Annotated in this window: 14 protein-coding genes and 1 pseudogene; 12 read left to right on the top strand and 3 right to left on the bottom strand. The window is 46.6% G+C overall.

Annotated elements, in window-relative coordinates:
* The first annotated feature begins 35 nt into the window (after window positions 1–35).
* From MHH57_RS10605 to MHH57_RS10620, 4 genes are all read left to right on the top strand, one after another.
* Window positions 36–2,489 (top strand): glycogen/starch/alpha-glucan phosphorylase, encoded by a 2,454-nt coding sequence (locus tag MHH57_RS10605; protein ID WP_342435071.1) that lies wholly within the window; start codon window positions 36–38, stop codon window positions 2,487–2,489.
* A 190-nt stretch (window positions 2,490–2,679) separates the two neighbouring features.
* Entirely contained in the window at window positions 2,680–3,231 is a 552-nt protein-coding gene (locus MHH57_RS10610) for a DUF2062 domain-containing protein (RefSeq protein ID WP_049817076.1), read from the top strand.
* Window positions 3,232–3,441: 210 nt separating this feature from the next.
* Window positions 3,442–6,117 carry a YhgE/Pip domain-containing protein gene (locus MHH57_RS10615; protein ID WP_342435072.1) on the top strand — a complete coding sequence of 892 codons (2,676 nt, stop codon included), beginning with the start codon at window positions 3,442–3,444 and terminating at the stop codon, window positions 6,115–6,117.
* Window positions 6,118–6,520: 403 nt separating this feature from the next.
* Complete coding sequence (locus MHH57_RS10620; protein ID WP_029519103.1) at window positions 6,521–7,495, top strand: aldo/keto reductase; 975 nt, start codon at window positions 6,521–6,523, stop codon at window positions 7,493–7,495.
* A gap of 150 nt (window positions 7,496–7,645) precedes the next feature.
* Here MHH57_RS10620 and MHH57_RS10625 read toward each other — a convergent pair.
* A pseudogene (locus MHH57_RS10625) lies at window positions 7,646–7,762 on the bottom strand (multidrug resistance efflux transporter family protein); the annotation flags it as partial.
* A gap of 184 nt (window positions 7,763–7,946) precedes the next feature.
* On the opposite strand from MHH57_RS10625, the gene MHH57_RS10630 reads away from it, so the two are divergent.
* The gene (locus MHH57_RS10630) at window positions 7,947–9,134 is read left to right on the top strand and encodes a GTP-binding protein (protein ID WP_029519104.1); all 1,188 of its coding nucleotides are present in this window, start codon (window positions 7,947–7,949) and stop codon (window positions 9,132–9,134) included.
* 5 nt (window positions 9,135–9,139) lie between these two features.
* Here MHH57_RS10630 and MHH57_RS10635 read toward each other — a convergent pair whose 3' ends face one another.
* Complete coding sequence (locus MHH57_RS10635) at window positions 9,140–10,000, bottom strand: LysR substrate-binding domain-containing protein (protein ID WP_341070766.1); 861 nt, start codon at window positions 9,998–10,000, stop codon at window positions 9,140–9,142.
* A 134-nt stretch (window positions 10,001–10,134) separates the two neighbouring features.
* Here MHH57_RS10635 and MHH57_RS10640 point away from each other — a divergent pair, with 134 nt between their 5' ends.
* The 5 genes from MHH57_RS10640 to MHH57_RS10660 all read left to right on the top strand — a co-directional run bounded on the left by MHH57_RS10640 (window position 10,135) and on the right by MHH57_RS10660 (window position 14,230).
* Window positions 10,135–10,464: an antibiotic biosynthesis monooxygenase gene (locus MHH57_RS10640; RefSeq protein ID WP_013310063.1), complete on the top strand. Its 330-nt coding sequence runs from the start codon at window positions 10,135–10,137 to the stop codon at window positions 10,462–10,464.
* A 78-nt stretch (window positions 10,465–10,542) separates the two neighbouring features.
* Window positions 10,543–11,562 (top strand): ATP-binding cassette domain-containing protein, encoded by a 1,020-nt coding sequence (locus tag MHH57_RS10645; protein ID WP_165147309.1) that lies wholly within the window; start codon window positions 10,543–10,545, stop codon window positions 11,560–11,562.
* Entirely contained in the window at window positions 11,559–12,374 is an 816-nt protein-coding gene (locus tag MHH57_RS10650) for an ABC transporter permease (RefSeq protein WP_029519108.1), read from the top strand. The genes MHH57_RS10645 and MHH57_RS10650 overlap by 4 nt, the downstream gene beginning before the upstream one ends.
* A gap of 60 nt (window positions 12,375–12,434) precedes the next feature.
* Window positions 12,435–13,109 carry a response regulator transcription factor gene (locus MHH57_RS10655; RefSeq protein ID WP_165147291.1) on the top strand — a complete coding sequence of 225 codons (675 nt, stop codon included), beginning with the start codon at window positions 12,435–12,437 and terminating at the stop codon, window positions 13,107–13,109.
* On the top strand, window positions 13,106–14,230 hold the full coding sequence (locus tag MHH57_RS10660) for a HAMP domain-containing sensor histidine kinase (RefSeq protein ID WP_165147288.1): 1,125 nt from the start codon (window positions 13,106–13,108) through the stop codon (window positions 14,228–14,230). Before MHH57_RS10655 ends, MHH57_RS10660 begins: the two co-directional genes overlap by 4 nt.
* 87 nt (window positions 14,231–14,317) lie before the next feature.
* Here MHH57_RS10660 and MHH57_RS10665 read toward each other — a convergent pair whose 3' ends face one another.
* Window positions 14,318–15,187 (bottom strand): DUF421 domain-containing protein, encoded by an 870-nt coding sequence (locus MHH57_RS10665; RefSeq protein ID WP_069010217.1) that lies wholly within the window; start codon window positions 15,185–15,187, stop codon window positions 14,318–14,320.
* 272 nt (window positions 15,188–15,459) lie between these two features.
* Here MHH57_RS10665 and MHH57_RS10670 point away from each other — a divergent pair, with 272 nt between their 5' ends.
* Both MHH57_RS10670 and MHH57_RS10675 read left to right on the top strand, forming a co-directional pair.
* Window positions 15,460–15,729, top strand: a complete 270-nt coding sequence (locus MHH57_RS10670; RefSeq protein WP_029519113.1) for a glutaredoxin family protein — start codon at window positions 15,460–15,462, stop codon at window positions 15,727–15,729.
* 29 nt (window positions 15,730–15,758) lie between these two features.
* A complete protein-coding gene (locus MHH57_RS10675) occupies window positions 15,759–17,099 on the top strand; it encodes an LLM class flavin-dependent oxidoreductase (protein WP_342435073.1) in 1,341 nt (446 codons plus the stop codon).
* The last annotated feature ends 14 nt before the right edge of the window (window positions 17,100–17,113 follow it).

Consider the following 17,113-nt stretch of genomic DNA (forward strand, 5'->3'; position numbering starts at 1 on the left):
TAGCCATTAAAACGGAAATAACAGGAGGTACAACTTTGTTCAGCAATAAAGAAGCATTTAAGCAGGCTTTTCGAGAGCAACTGGTCGGAAGGCTGGGCAAACCGATGCAGGAGGCTCAGTCGGAAGACGTATATAAGGTTTTGGGTGGCATGATTCGTGAACAAGTCGGCAAGAATTGGGCAGAAACGAACCAAGCCTATAAAGAAGGACAAGAGAAGCAGATTTATTATTTTTCCCTGGAATTTTTGATAGGTCGTCTACTGGGCAGTAATCTGCTGAATTTGGGCGTACTGGATATGGTTCGGCAGGCATTGGGTGAACTGGGCTGGGATCTGGAGGAAATTGAAGAACAGGAGGCGGACGCGGGGCTAGGCAATGGGGGTCTCGGCCGTCTGGCGGCTTGCTTCATGGACTCGCTGGCATCCCTTGGCTATGCAGGACATGGCTGCGGCATCCGGTATAAATATGGTCTGTTTGAACAGCGTATTGTGGACGGCAATCAGGTTGAACTGCCGGATTACTGGCTACAGAAAGGGAATGTCTGGGAGGAACGTCGTCCTGATAAAAAGGTCGAGGTTCATTTTTGGGGAAGAGTGGAAACCCATGAACAGGAGGGACATCTTGTATTCGAGACAAAGGATGCTGAAACGGTCTGGGCTGTCCCTTACGATATTCCGCTGGTAGGCTATGGTCATACACAGGTGAATACGCTGCGGATTTGGAGTGCGGAATCAGCGCTTGATCCCGTTCGAGGACCGATTCGAGGCGAGGGCGGTTATTACCGCTTTCTCGACTACAATCGATCGGTGGAATCTATCTCCGCATTTCTATATCCGGACGACTCCAATTATGAGGGAAAGCTGCTTCGCTTGAAGCAGCAGTATTTCCTGTGCTCGGCCGGATTACAAAGTATTTTGCGTACGTTTGAGAAGCTTCGTTTACCTTATAGCCATTTGCCCGATAAAATAGCACTGCACATTAACGATACACATCCGACCCTAGTTATTCCGGAACTGATGCGTATTCTGATGGACGTGAAGGGCTTGGGCTGGGACGAAGCATGGGATATTACGACGCGAACCGTTTCATATACGAATCATACGATATTAAGTGAGGCGTTGGAACAATGGCCTGTTAATATGGTACGGGAGCTGCTTCCTCGTATTTCTTTAATCATTGAAGAAATTAACAAACGTTATTGCGCTATGCTACTGGAGCGTTACCCAGGCCAGGACATCAAAATTGGTGAAATGGCGATTATTCACGGTGAACAAATCCGTATGGCCCACTTGGCAATCGTCGGCAGCTACAGCGTTAATGGGGTGGCTGCGCTGCATACGCAAATATTAAAGGAACGAGAGATGAAGTCGTTTCACGAGCTGTACCCTGACCGTTTTAACAATAAAACAAACGGGATTGCCCATCGCCGCTGGCTGATGCACGCCAACCCGGAGCTGGCAAGCTTGTACGATGAGACGATCGGCACACGCTGGAGGACCCGTCCAAGGGAGCTCATCGACCTGCTTCGTTACAGTGGGGACGAGACGTTCAAAGAACGGATACAGGCGATTAAGCGAAATAATAAAGTCAGGCTTGCTGAGCATGTTTTTGCAAAACAGGGCGTGCGATTGGATACGTCCTCCATTTTTGATGTACAGGTCAAACGGTTGCATGGTTATAAGCGACAGCTGCTCAATATTTTGCATGTGATGCATCTATACAGCCAGCTTAAAAGTAATCCGGGCCTGGATGTGACGCCACGCACATTTATTTTTGGAGCCAAAGCCGCCCCCGGTTATTTTCTCGCCAAACAGACGATCAAGCTCATTAATAACGTGGCGGACACGATCAATCGAGATGTGGAAGTCAAGGACAAGCTGAAAGTCGTTTTCCTTGAAAATTATTCGGTCTCACTGGCGGAGCTGATTATTCCTGCGGCGGATGTCAGTGAGCAGATTTCCACGGCAGGCAAAGAAGCTTCAGGCACAGGCAATATGAAATTTATGATGAACGGTGCGCTCACAATAGGTACATTGGACGGAGCCAATGTTGAAATGCATGAAATGGTAGGCGATGCCAACATGTTCATTTTTGGATTGAAGGTGGATCAGATCGAGGCATATTACCGGAACGGCCAGTATTCGGCGCGCAAAACAGCCAACAGTGACGAAAGACTGCGTGAAGTGCTGGATCAACTCGTGAACGATGCTCCTTTTACGCGGCATGAACGGGAATTTGAGGCCATTTATCAATCCCTGATTGATCATAATGATGAATACTTTGTGCTCAAGGACTTCGCAGCCTATGTGGATACGCAGGTTCATATTGAACAGGTGTATCGGAATCCCTCGGAGTGGGCTCGGCGTGCTATTGTCAATATGGCACACTCCGGTAAATTTTCTAGTGATTGTACGATTCAGCAATACGCGGCTGAGATTTGGGACATTGTACCTCTCCAGAACGATGTCTACAAGCGAATTCTGTCCTAAAACGGCGAAACAGGCGGAATAGCATTGCTTTTCGAACGCTGAGGGTTATAATGACAGTATAGACATAAGTAAGGATGGGAGCTGTAAATACTCATTCCTGAACTTGAATTGTACTGTTGAAGGAGTCCTCCTATTGATAAAGTTCAATCCGAAAAGGCTCAAACCTCATAAATCGAAGAAGAACTATAATATGTTTCAAAATATAGGGCGTGCGATTCGGCTGAATTTCATCAAGCTGTTGCGCGCCCCTGGAGGAGTCAAAAAGATCTCCTTGGGCTTCGCCATTGGCTTTGCGCTGGAGATGATTGTGATTTCCACGGCTTCTCTGGTATACCTTGTTTTTTATCCGATTGTTCGTCTGTCTGGCGGCTCGCTGCCTGCGGCCATTGTGGGTAACGTTGTAGGTAAGCTGACCTTTTTGCCAATTGTACTAATGCCATTCGCCAAGCAAGTGGGGGCTTGGATTTATCCATCTCATTATCCGGTACATGTCAGGGGCGGACGACTTCACGAGCATTCTTTTATGGAGCTGTTTCACGGCAACTGGTCTGTATTCAGAGACTTGTTGCACGGAGGCTTGCACATCCTGATCGGCATGTCGATTTTCGGTGTGGTGCTGGGCATTATCTCGTATTTTGTCATTCAGGTTCTGTATAATCGTTCGCTGCACAAACGGTTGGAGAAGCGGAAGTTGCGTCATGGCGCAGCATTTTCGGCGGCCAGACTGCTGAAGAATGGATAACTATGTATAAGAAAGAAGCTCTTCGAGCCTATTTATTAGGTCTGAAGGGCTTCTTTGAGTTGGGGCAAGAAAAAGCCTATGATCTCTATAAGACCCATACGCTTTTGGCATATATTGTAACAGGATTGGCTTCATTCGCTCGAATCGTTTACAATACGTGTGCATACAACAATGGACGACAGGTTAATGTACATACAAGGAGTGATGAAGTTGCGGAAGATATGGCAAATCTACTTAACAGACTGGAGAAATGTATTCAAAGTATCGACCGGGACTTTATTAGTCATTGGCATCATTCTTTTGCCTTCCGTCTATGCATGGGTGAATTTGAAAGCGATGTGGGATCCGTATGCGAATACATCTGGAATTAAAATTGCAGTAACCAGCCAAGATCAGGGTGCAGAAGTAAATGGTAAGAAGATTAATATCGGCGATGAGGTTTTGCATAACCTTCAAAATAACAAGAAGCTGGGTTGGACTTTTGTCAATGAAGCGGAAGCACGGAAAGGTGTGTTGGATGGTGATTATTATGCCAGCCTGCTGATCCCAAAAGACTTTTCAGAGAAAATTACGAGTGTGCTGACGGAAAATCCGCAAAAGCCGGAAATTGATTACGCCGTAAATGAAAAAATTAATGCAGTAGCTCCGAAAATTACATCTTCGGGGGCAACCTCTCTGACGAACCAGATTAGCCAAAACTTTATTGAAACTGCCAGCCAGGCGGTATTGACGAAGTTGAAGGAAGCTGGAGTAAAGTTGGAGGAGGAACTCCCGACAATTCGTAACATTGAAAACCGGGTGTTGGAGCTAAATAATCGACTACCGGATATCGATAGGTTGGGCAAACAGGCCTTGGAGCTGGAGCGAAATTTGCCGAAAATTAAGGCGCAGGGACAAAAGATTATCGCATTGAAGGAGAAAATTCCTGAAATTAACCGCGCCGGTGACCTGGTGCTCAAAATTGACAAAAACATGCCTGAGCTGGACAAGGTAGCCGCTGTTATTTTAGATATCCAAAAAAGACTACCTGATATTCAAAAGGCTGGTGATCGAATTGTTGAACTGGATCAAAATTTTAGCAAGGTAGAAAGCGCACTGACCACCGCCCTGGAGGATACGCAAACGGCTCTTAAAGTTATTAATGCTGCCCAGAGGGCACTGCCAGAAGTACAGCAGATAGCGGACACAGGCAAGGACTTTACAACCGGTTTACTTGAATTTCTGGACAAAAATGAGGGTGCGCTTGATTCGATAGGTACAGTAGTTAAAGAAGATTTACAACTGGTACAACAAATTGCGAATGAGGTTTCTCAGATTACAGACATCATTCGTGGTGTGGATTTTGATCCTAAAGCAGCACAAGCTGCGGTGAATCGTGTCAGCGGTAGGCTGACAACTGCCGTGGGGGTGCTGGATCATATTTCTCAATTGCTGAACCGTGTGAACGGATACTTGCCAAGTCAACCTCTGGATTCACTTATTTCCCGTGTGGGCGGGGTGGAGGATCGTTTCCGCCGTCTGAATAGCACAGTAACTAGTATCGGGAATGCCATCCAGCGCGGTGAAAAGCCTGCGCAAAATCTGCTGGATGACACTGATCGCCTTGCTGGAGAAATCAGTAGCGGAATTGACAACATTTTGGGCAATTATGATACGGAGTATGCACCCGCCATTCAAAAGGCGCTAGATCAGATCAAATCCGTAGCCCGCAATTCTGCCAATGTGCTGACTACAGCTCAAGAGCAGCTACCGAATATTGAAAAGCTATTAAATGACGCACAGGCTGCAGCAGAATTCGGCCAGCAAGAGCTAACACGTCTCCAGCAGGATCTGCCACAATACCGTCAGAAACTGCATGAAGCGGCGACAATGATTCAGGGACGTATGGGCGAGTTTACGAATGCTGTGAACAAAGCAGCAGACTTCGTAAATAACGATTTGCCGACGGTTAAAAGTAAAATTCATCAGGCGGCAGATTTTGTGCGTAATGATTTGCCCAAAGCGGAACAACAGTTTGTCAAAATGGCTGACTTAATTGAAAATAAATTTCCTGAAGCGGAAAAAGCGGTGCACCAAGTGGCCAATTTTGTAAGGACCGATCTTCCAGCTGCCGAGGATTCCATACGTCAGGCTGCAGACACCATTCGCAAGCTTAAGGGCGAAAATGCACTCGGACGCGCTATTGCATTGCTCAAGGGGGATGTGAAAAAGGAAAGTGAGTTTCTCGGCAGTCCGGTATCATTGAAGCAGGAACGGATATATCCAATCCCTAACTATGGTTCTGCGATGTCACCTTTTTACACTACATTGTCGATTTGGGTAGGTGCGATGCTACTGGTATCAATGTTCAGGGTAGATGTGGATGACCCGGAAGGACAATTTAAAAGCTACCAAGTGTATTTCGGACGGCTGATGACATTCTCCACAATTGGTATTTTTCAGGCGCTGAGCGTATCTCTCGGTGACTTGTTCCTGCTCGGGGCGTATGTGGATGCCAAAGTAGCCTTTGTACTATCCTCTATGCTGATCAGTCTGGTGTTTACGGCGATGACCTATACACTAGTTTCTGTGTTCGGCAATATCGGCAAGGGACTGGCGGTCATCCTGCTGGTGCTTCAATTCTCCAGTTCAGGAGGGACGTTTCCGATTGCGACGAGTACACCATTCTTTCAGGCGCTGAATCCATTTGTACCATTTACCTATGCGGTTAGTCTGTTACGAGAGACAGTAGGAGGGATGTTGGCTTCAACGGTGATACGGGATGTGGTGATGCTGTTTGTATTTATCGGTGTTTGCTTCCTGTTTGGATTGGTGTTGAAGAAGCCGCTCAGCAAGCATACGAAAAAAATGGCTGAGCGAGCGAAAGAAACGAAATTAATTCCTTGATTGTTAAATAGAGAGTGAGTTACGGTGGATAAACGCGCTCCGCGAAGGATTTGATCTTACGATCGCTGTTGCCACGGGATTCTTTGGATTAGATAGACATGAAAAGGTAAGAATCCCGTGGCAAAGGCGAACGCGCCGCTTCTCCAGATTCAAATCCTCCGCTCTGCTGGCATCCGCCGTAAAGTCACCTTCTTTTAATATTCGGCGGGTAGTACGGGGAGGTGGCCTCCGCATGTTATGCTTCGGCATGGTGCGGAGGCCTTTTTGCATGCGCTCTCCAAACTTTAAATTGCATTTGGGGGTGTTTCAATGCGGTTTGTTCTGGTGAATAAACGGAGTATGGTCTTTTTTGGCATGTAATTTTGCGGAATTTTAAAATCCTTAAGCAAAGGCGGGAGGTAGTATGGAGTATTCATACTTAGGAAAGTCAGGCTTAAAGGTGAGTCGGTTATGTCTGGGGACGATGAATTTCGGACCAGAAACCGAAGAAAAGGATGCGTTTAAAATTATGGATGCCGCACTGGATGCGGGCATTAACTTTTTTGATACGGCTAATGTATATGGCCATGACCGTAAAGGTTGGACAGAGGAAATTATCGGACGTTGGTTCCAGCAGGGCGGCGGAAGACGCGAGAAGGTCGTGTTGGCAACGAAGGTATACGGAGATATGAAAAATGAACATGACGGACCCAATGCAGGATCAGGCTTGTCTGCTTACAAAATTCGCCGCCATTTGGATGCGTCTCTGAAACGTCTGCAGACCGACCATGTAGAGCTATACCAAATGCATCACATTGACCGAAACGTGTCATGGGATGAGCTGTGGGGCGTATTCGAGTCCGTGGTGGATCGGGGACAAGTTGGTTATATCGGTTCCAGTAATTTTGCGGGCTGGCACATTGCGGTGGCGCAGGCCGAAGCGAAGGCACGGCGTTTTTTGGGGCTTGTATCCGAGCAGCATTTGTACAACTTGAACGAACGTTCCGCCGAGCTTGAAGTATTACCGGCAGCTCAGGAGCTGGGGCTGGGTGTGATCCCATGGAGCCCGTTGGCGGGCGGACTGCTGGGACGGAATGCGTTAGCTGGTACAGGTTCCCGCAGCGCACGCGCCAAGGAAAAGGTGGAGCAGAATCGTATGAAGCTGGAGCAATTTGCAGCATTGTCCCGCGAGCTGGGTGAAAAGGAAGACGTGATTGCACTGGCTTGGGTACTTTCCCATCCGGCTGTAACGGCTCCAATTATCGGACCACGGACCTTAGAACAGTTAGAGGATGCTCTACGGGTACCTGAGGTCAAATTGAGCGAGGAAGTGCTTGCCAAGCTGAATGAGATTTTTCCAGGTCCAGGAAAACCTGCGCCAGAAGCCTACGCTTGGTAATAATACTTTGTACTCGTCATAAAGCATCATTCTTTGTTAGAAATCATCGGCAAAAAGCAGCAGATCAGGAGCCTCTCTTTGATCTGCTGCTTTTTTCTGGTGCCTGATCCACATTTGAACGACCATGGAAAAAATATATATGCGCTAAAACAAAAAGATTAATTCTCCCATTAATGCAAAAAGAACTTCCAGAGATTGTGTTGCTTCTACGGTCGCCAGTTTTTGCATATTTCCACGAACCTGATCTATAGCTTTAAAAAATAAAACTCTTTAAATATCGTTATTTCTCATATTAATAATAACTTAGGTCATTCATTTCAAGAGTTTTTTTACGGTTGACAAGGCAAAAGGGATGCTGTATATTACTGAAAGTTGGTGTTAATAGTAATTATTACGATTTAAAAAATGAAAATGAAAATGAAAAGCCGATATTCAAGGGAGCGTACCAGCGATGAATAAGAAAGCAATACCAGTAACAGTGTTGAGCGGATATTTGGGTGCAGGAAAAACAACGATTTTGAATCATGTATTAAACAATCGGGACGGAATGAAAGTGGCAGTCATCGTCAATGACATGAGTGAAGTGAATATAGATGCTGAGCTGGTTAAAAAAGAGGGCGGCTTGTCCAGAACAGAAGAAAAACTGGTCCAGTTGTCTAATGGTTGTATTTGCTGTACATTGCGTGAAGATTTATTGGTGGAGGTCAAGAAACTGACGGAACAAGGCGAGTTTGATTATATTTTAATCGAATCTACAGGCATCAGTGAACCTGTGCCAATCGCTCAAACCTTTACGTACGCCGATGAAGGAACTGGCATTGATTTGGCATCGCTGGCAAAACTGGATTGCATGGTGACCGTAGTCGATGCGAACCGTTTCTGGCATGATTTTGAATCAGGAGAAACGTTACTGGATCGCAGGCAGGCTACTGGTGAAGACGACACGCGTGATATCTCGGACTTGCTCATAGACCAGATTGAAACCTGTGATGTATTGATTCTGAATAAGTGCGATCTGGTTCAGTCTGCTGAGCTGGATAAGCTGGAGGGTGTGCTGCGGAGATTACAGCCTGAAGCCCGAATCATTCGTACTTCCAAGGGAAAGGTCGCTCCTTCGGACATTTTGAATACAGGGCTGTTCAATTTTGACAAGGCTAGTCAATCCGCTGGATGGATTCGGGAGCTGGAGCTTGAAAGCCATACACCGGAAACGGACGAATATGGGATAAATTCCTTTGTATATCGTCGTAGAAGACCATTTCATCCTGCAAGATTGGCTGAATTTATGAACTATTGGCCGGAGGAGATCGTTCGCGCCAAAGGTTTGGCCTGGATTGCAACCCCGCAGGATTGGGCAGCGAGTATTAGTCAGGCAGGACCATCTATTCAATTTGGCCCTGCGGGAAGCTGGCTTGCTGCATTATCCGAAGAAGAACGGCAGGAGATCGTTGCAGCTGACCCTGAGGCTCTGGACCAATGGGATGAACAATGGGGCGATCGCATGAACGAAATCGTCATGATCGGTATCGGAATGAATCGACCGGACTTGGAAGAAGAGCTAGATGAATGTCTGCTGAACGATAATGAAATGGATATGGACTGGTCCAGTTTTGAAAATCCGCTTCCTTGGCCGACATGATGAAGCTAGTTGATCCATTCATTAATAAAGTCCATACATTTTTTAGCTGCTGGAGAAACATTTTTTAAGGAAGCGGTAGCGATACCGATAGTACGGGAATGCCTCTCATCCAATGGACGAATAGAGATGTCGTAAGGAATGTGAGACGGGATCATTTCAGGAAGAATACTCACGCCTAGTCCATTCTGCACCATAGCCATAATCGCATGGTCATCTTCTAATTCATATTTGATTTTAGGTGACATATTATGCTGTGAAAAAATATTCCTTACATCGGTGTCACAGCCTGCAACAGGCATAATAAAAGGCTCATCTCTGAGCTGTTCTACTCGAATGGAGGCTTGCTTTCCCAGAATATGATCGGAAGGAAGTAGACAAAGCATGCTTTCTTCTTTTAAGGGCAACGCCTCTAATGTGTCTAGCGTGGGGAGGTTCACAAAGCCGAAATCAGCCTCCCCACTGATTATCCAGCTCTCAATTTCATGGTAGTTCCCATCGAGCAGTTTTATTTCAATAAGAGGAAACTGCTCATTGAATTTTTTTAGAATACGGGGCAGCCAATGAATAGAGACGCTTGAAAATGTGCCGATCTTTACGGTTCCGATTTCCAATCCTTTAATTAGAGCTACCTCTTGGTAGAGCTTTTCGTCCATTTGTACGATCTCTCTAAATTGCTTCATCAATCTTTCTCCGTTATTGGTCAATCTGATGCCTGAACGACCTCGGATCAGAAGAGTCAACCCTAATTCATGTTCCAATCCAGAGATCGCATGGCTGATTGCCGATTGTGTAAGATTTAAAACTTCCCCGGCCTTTGTGAAACTTCCCATTTCAACTACGCAAAGAAAAATCTTATATTTAAACAAATTCCTGTTCACTCCTATTTTTTTAATGAAATATATTCATGTATCATATCAGATATATTCATTTTTTTTATTTAATATTTATGATTATAATCAAATGAAAGAAAGGTTATATATTTTTGTTTTAGGAGGAACATATGAACTCAATTGCTAAAACTCCTCGGCCACCCTATTATGCGGCTATCTTTACTTCTGAACGTACGGAAGGAGATGGCGGATACGGAGTGATGGGAGACAAAATGGTGGAACTGGCTGCCGAGCAGCCTGGTTTTCTAGGTGTGGAAAGTGTTCGTGATCACAATGGAGTAGGCATCACAGTTTCCTATTGGGAGTCTCTAGACGCTATAAAAAATTGGAAACATAACGAGCTGCACAAGGTAGCGCAGGAAAAAGGGAAATCCGAGTGGTATAAAACATTTGGTTTAAGAGTGAGCAAGGTAGAACGAGATTATTTTTTTACAGTGTAAATAGGTTCAATATCTTTCTATTCATATTCAGTTCATAAACGTGGGTTATCCTCGCTATAGAAACCGTATAGGGAGGATATGAATGTGGATTATACAGACAAAAAAGAGACCTTGGCCATTGAAGCAAGGGGACTCGTTAAAACTTTTGGTGATAAGCATGCGGTTGACGGTGTCGATTTGAATGTCCATGCTGGCACGATCTACGGTGTGCTCGGCCCTAATGGAGCAGGTAAGACGACTACCATCCGAATGCTGTCAACGTTATTGCGACCTGATGGTGGATCAGCGCGTATCTTCGGGCACGATGTAGTAAAGGAGCCGCAGGTTGTGCGTCAATTGATCGGGGTAACAGGCCAATACGCATCGGTCGATGAGTCGCTTAGCGCTACTGAGAACTTGATCATCTTCTCTAGACTGCTTGGACTGGGACGTGCCGAGGCGCGTCATAAGGCAGCGGAGCTGTTGGAGGAATTTGGCTTGGCCGAAGCAGCCAAGCGACCGTTAAAAAATTTTTCGGGAGGCATGCGCCGCCGACTGGACTTGGCCGCCAGTCTCATCGCTAAGCCGCCGCTGATCTTCCTGGATGAGCCGACTACCGGACTAGACCCGCGCACGCGTGTCAAGATGTGGGACACGATCCGGCGTCTGGTCAAGACCGGTTCCACCGTACTGCTCACTACCCAGTACCTCGACGAGGCGGATCAACTTGCTGACCGAATCGCGGTGATCGATCATGGCCGGGTAGTCGCTGAGGGTACGGTGGATGAACTGAAAGCGGCAGTGGGGGCGTCGACTCTGCAACTCAAAGTGCAAAATCAACAGGACATTGAGAGAGCTGTTCAGATCGTTGAACAGGTGCTTTCAGTCAAGTCCAGCGTGTCAGTGGAAGTTGGAAAGATTATTTCTCCGATGGCCAATGCAGATCGGGTAACGGACCTGCTGATTGCCCTCCGTACTGGAGAGATTCGTCTAGCAGAAATGAGTGTGCAAAAGCCGACGCTTGACGAGGTGTTTTTGTCCATCACTGGTCATGGGGCACAAGTAAACGAGCAGCAGACGTCCCAAGGAGCGCATGCTGGGGAGGGGGCGAGAGCATGAAGAGCACTACGGTTATGACAGGTTTTGATCGCACTTTGAAGAAGTCTGTGAGTTTCAGACAGGCGTTCTTCAATTCCATGACGATGGCCTACCGGGGCATTCTGAAGATCCGGCATACTCCCGAGCAATTGTTTGATGTCACGCTCCAGCCGATCATTTTCACACTTATGTTTACCTATATCTTTGGTGGCGCCATCTCAGGAGACGTGCAGCATTATTTGCCGGTTATTATTCCAGGCATCCTCGTGCAGACTGTGATCTCGACCTCCGTCGTTACCGGCGTCCAACTACGTGAGGATATGGACAAAGGAGTGTTCGACAGGTTCAAGTCACTCCCAATCGCACGTATTGCGCCTTTGGCTGGAGCTCTGCTGGCTGACAGTATCCGGTATACTATTGCGACTGTACTTACCTTCGCCATGGGGTATATTTTGGGGTATCGGCCAGAGGGAGGGCTGCTGAGTGTTGCTATCGCCGCGCTTTTGGTCATCGTGTGTTCCTGGGCAGTCAGCTGGATTTTCGCCTTCTTTGGCGTGATTGCCCGCACTGCTTCCAGTGTACAGGGCATCTCCATGATTGTTCTGTTTCCGCTCACTTTTGTTTCCAACGCATTTGTGCCTGTGGACACAATGCCTGGTTGGCTACAGTGGTTTGTGAACGTCAACCCGATTTCACATCTTGTGAACGCAGTCAGGGAGCTTGCGAATACGGGAACGATTGGCGGGGAACTGGCGATCTCCCTGCTTGGCGCTACAGTCATTGTGGCGATTTTCGCGCCGCTTACGGTGCGTGCATATATGCGTAAAGCATAAGATGGCAGTCTTCTTGACGAGGATGAGAGATTTAAGGCAGAACTAGTTAGGGGGATTGAAATGGCGCGTGTATTGGTCGTTGATGATGATCCGCATATTCGCGAACTGGTCGGACACTTTTTGAGGATGGAAGGTCTGGAGGTAGTCGAGGCGGTGGATGGATTGGACGCGATGCGCATTTTTGATCAAATCAAGGTCGATTTACTTGTTCTTGATATCATGATGCCGGGAATGGATGGTTGGGGGTTGTGTCGTAAGCTGAGAGAGCAAACCGACCTGCCGCTGCTTATGCTTACAGCTAAAGGCGAGACGACACAGATCGTGAAAGGTTTCGCGCTCGGAACGGACGACTATCTTGTCAAGCCATTCGACCCCATGGTGCTTGTTGCACGCGTGAAGGCTTTATTAAAACGTTATCGTATCATGGCTTCCAAATCAGTGACTGTCGGAGATCTTGTCCTGCGGAGTGATACATTTGAATGCCGGGCTGAAAAGAAGGAGTTTACCCTGCCGCGCAAAGAATTTGAGCTGCTCTTCAAGCTGGCCAGCTATCCTGGCAAAACCTTTACCCGCGACCAGTTGATCGAACAGATCTGGGGTTATGATTATGAGGGAGACGAAAGAACGGTTGATGTCCATATCAAACGCCTTCGGGAACGGTTTCCGGAGGCAAGCCACTCCTTCCGGATCAGTACGATCCGAGGATTGGGTTATCGGCTGGAGGTAAGGCAATGAAACGAGAACCGGGATTCCTCCATATCCTTGCGAGACTCATGCTGGTGTTATTGGTGCTGTATCTCAGCTGGACTGCCGCGTTCTTTATTATGGAGGCGATCTATTCGCACATGTCATGGGCTCCCCATGGTTTGTTCGTCTTTCTTATGAATACGACGCTAGGCTTTTTCTTCTTCGGTATTATCAGTATGACGGTAAGGCGCTTCTTCCAGCCTAGAGAACAGCACGCTTTTACCGAAATGATCGATGCTTTAAAACGTATTTCGCAAGGAGACTTTCACATTAATCTGGATTGGGATCTCGGCGGGAGGAACGGAAAACATCGGAGGCCGCATCCTTATGTACAGTTGGTGGACAGTATCAATGATATGGCTGCAAATCTGAAGGCTATGGAAAAGCTGCGGGAGGAGTTTATTTCAAACGTATCCCATGAAATCGGCTCACCGCTGACCTCGATAATCGGATTCGCCAAGGCGCTCAAGGACGAGAATCTGGATCGTGAACAGCGAGACCGGTATTTGACGATCATCGAGACGGAGTGTATTCGTCTATCCAAGCTAAGCGATAATCTCATGAAGCTGGCGATTCTGGATTCGGAGCGGCATCTGTTTCGTCCGTCCCTTTATCGGCTGGACAAGCAGCTAATTTCGCTTATTCTCGCCTGCGAACCGCAATGGGAGGCTAAAAAAATCGAGATGACTGTTGAGGTGGATATCGTTGAGATCAACGCGGACGAGGATCTGATGGGCCAGGTTTGGGTAAATCTCCTTCACAACGCCATTAAATTTACACCACAGGGTGGAAGCATATCTGTTTCTCTTTCAAGTAACGGTGAACAGGCGGTTATCCGCATTGCGGACACGGGACAGGGCATCAACGAACAGGATCAGCAACGCATTTTTGAACGGTTTTATAAAGCAGACCAGTCACGGGCCCGAACTGCAGGAGGCAGCGGCTTGGGACTGTCCATTGCTTATAAAATAACAGAGATGCATACCGGCTCTATCTCTGTATCCAGCAAGGTGGGAGAAGGAACGGTATTTACGGTTATGCTGCCGCTGCGCCGGCAAGGAATGAAAGGCAGCAACAACTGTGAAATGTACACCGGCACAGTAATATAAAAAGGAGCGTCTTCAAAGCCATAAGCGGCTGAAGGACGCTCCTTTTTAACTCCCATGCTTATACTCTTATGGCATATGCGTATGTGCTCAGGACTTAGATGAATTTACCGGCTGCATTTCCTGGATAGCTTCCTTCAAGTTGTGTGAGCATAGCTCATACAACTGTTTCCTTTGCTGTTCGCTGGAATTCGTAGCCAGTTTTTGCAGCTCGGTTGTACATTGCTGCAGCAGCGTCAGCACAGCTTGATTCGAATCCTGTGCCTTGGACATCTGTACATTATCACTGTATGGGTCAATATATAGCTCCCCTTGCGTGTCCACCTGCGCGAAAAACACATCTTTGACCGTCAGGCTCTTTTCCTTTAGCTTGGCATCCAGCCATTGTTGAGTAATCCCCATATATGCCATTTGTTGCTCCATAAGTTGTCCATCCATAATGACTGCTGTGGGTTCCTTCTCCGGTAGCTGAAACATATTCAAATCTTTAAGCGTCACAGGCTGCTTGTCTTTGGTTAACAGCACATTGACTTCGCCACTGGTTTCCATGAGAGCAAATTCTACATCAGATACTTTGAATACATTCTTGCTTCGTAGCTGCTCCATGAGTTCATCCAGGGTGAGCCGTTCCTTTCTCAGATTATCCTCTAAAATTTTGCCGTCTTTGATCAGGATTGTTGTCCTTCCATCTGTTATATCTCTGATTTTCTTGCTTTTAATTTGCAAATATTCAATGCCAAGTGTTGTCAGTACCCATACTGACAAGGCTATGAGGCCTAGATACCAGGTGGATTCACGCTCCATAGGAATGGTAGCAGCCAGGTTACCTATCGTGATTCCTGTTATATATTCGAACAAGGAAAGCTGGGATACCTGACGTTTTCCAAGAATTTTGGTGATTAAAAATAATATAGCGACAGCCATTAATGTGCGTATAGCAACCTCGGCCCAATCCTGCATTTACTCAACCCCATTTCATTTCGCCACAAGGGCGCTACTATTCCAAGGATATCCGCGTCAAGGCACATTTAAACTCCAATTCCCCTAAATTTAAATAACTGAGCTACCAATAAACCGATTAAATACGATATAAGATTAAAATTTTCTATCGTTGAATTAGCAATGTCTATTACACAAGCGATTGACGGAAAAGGGTCGGCAGGATACATTATAAATATAATCCTTATTTAATTCATCGGAATTATAAACATTAAGCTCACGGAGGTATGTATATGTCGTCCAAACCTAAAGTTGTATTGTGGAGCAAAACCGGCTGTCATTTTTGTGGAGAGATCAAATCGTACCTGGAATCCCAAAATCAGCCGTATGAAAATATCCAAGTGGACGGAAATGATGCGCTGCGTGACGTGCTGGAAACCAAATATGGTGTTCGTTATGTTCCTGTCGTCGAAGTAGGCGGGGATAACAAATATGAAGCCCTGCTCAACCCGGATCTGGAAGAGTTGGGTAAAGTGCTGGAAAGTTACAATCAAGTGGTATAACAATCATGTTCAAGAGAGGTGGAAGAGTTATGGCTAAGAATAAACAAATTAAATTTGGTGCGATTATTCACGGCGTTGGGGGAAGCATGACGACTTGGCGTCACCCTGAAGTACCTGCGGACGCGAGTGTTAACTTTGAATTTTATAAAACGCAGGCACAAAAGGCAGAGGAAGGAAAGTTTGACCTCGTATTTATCGCAGATGGCCTGTTCATTAACGAAAAATCCATTCCCCACTTTCTAAACCGTTTTGAACCAATTACGATTTTGTCCGCTTTGGCTGGGGTGACGAAGCATATCGGACTGGTCGGCACATTGTCGACTTCCTATAGCGAACCGTTCACGGTAGCACGCCAGTTTTCTTCCATTGATCATATTAGCGGAGGTCGTGCAGGCTGGAATGTGGTGACTTCCCCGCTGGAAGGCTCTGCCCTTAACTTTAGCAAAGGCGAGCACCCGTCGCATCCGCAGCGCTATAAAATTGCAGAGGAATATTTACAGGTTACCAAAGGACTGTGGGACTCGTGGGAAGCGGATGCGTTCGTTCGTGATAAGGAAGCTGGAGTATTTTTTGATCCTGAAAAGCTGCATACATTGAACCATAAAGGTGAGTTTTTCTCTGTGCAGGGTCCGCTGAACATTGGACGATCCAAGCAGGGACAGCCGGTTATTTTCCAGGCAGGTTCCTCCGAGGATGGCAAAAACCTGGCCGCTAAGGAAGCGGATGCTGTATTTACAGGACATGAAACGTTAGAGGAAGCGCAGCAGTTTTATCGTGATGTGAGAGAACGTGCGGTACGCTATGGTAGATCCGAAGAGGATATTGTCATTTTGCCGGGCATATCGCCGATTATTGGCAATACAACGGAGGAAGCGGAACGTAAGTATGAAGAGATCACTAATCTGGTGACGATTGAGGCTGCGCTAAAATATTTGGGACGTTTCTTCGATCATCATGATTTCTCACAATATCCGCTGGATGAGCCATTCCCTGAGCTTGATGGTATTGGCAGCAATGCGTTCCGCAGCGGTACAGATAAAATCAAACGAGTAGCCAAGGAACAAAACTTGACCTTACGCGAGGTTGCGTTGCGTTCAGCTACACCGAGAACCTCTTTTATCGGAACCGCTGAGCAGGTGGCGGATCGAGTGCAGGAGTGGTTTGATAGAAAAGGAGCAGACGGATTCATTATTGGTTCTGATGTACCATCGGGTCTGCATGACTTTGTAAATTTGGTTGTGCCTATTTTGCAGGAACGCGGTATTTACCGTCAGGAATATGAATTTAGTACACTGCGCGAAAATCTGGGAGTGCCTATTCCTGAGAACCGCTATACAGCAGCCAGATCCAAAGTGAAGGTTGACGCATAACAGAAGGAGGAAAA

Source organism: Paenibacillus sp. FSL H7-0442, from assembly GCF_038593105.1.
Lineage (GTDB): Bacteria > Bacillota > Bacilli > Paenibacillales > Paenibacillaceae > Paenibacillus > Paenibacillus polymyxa_D.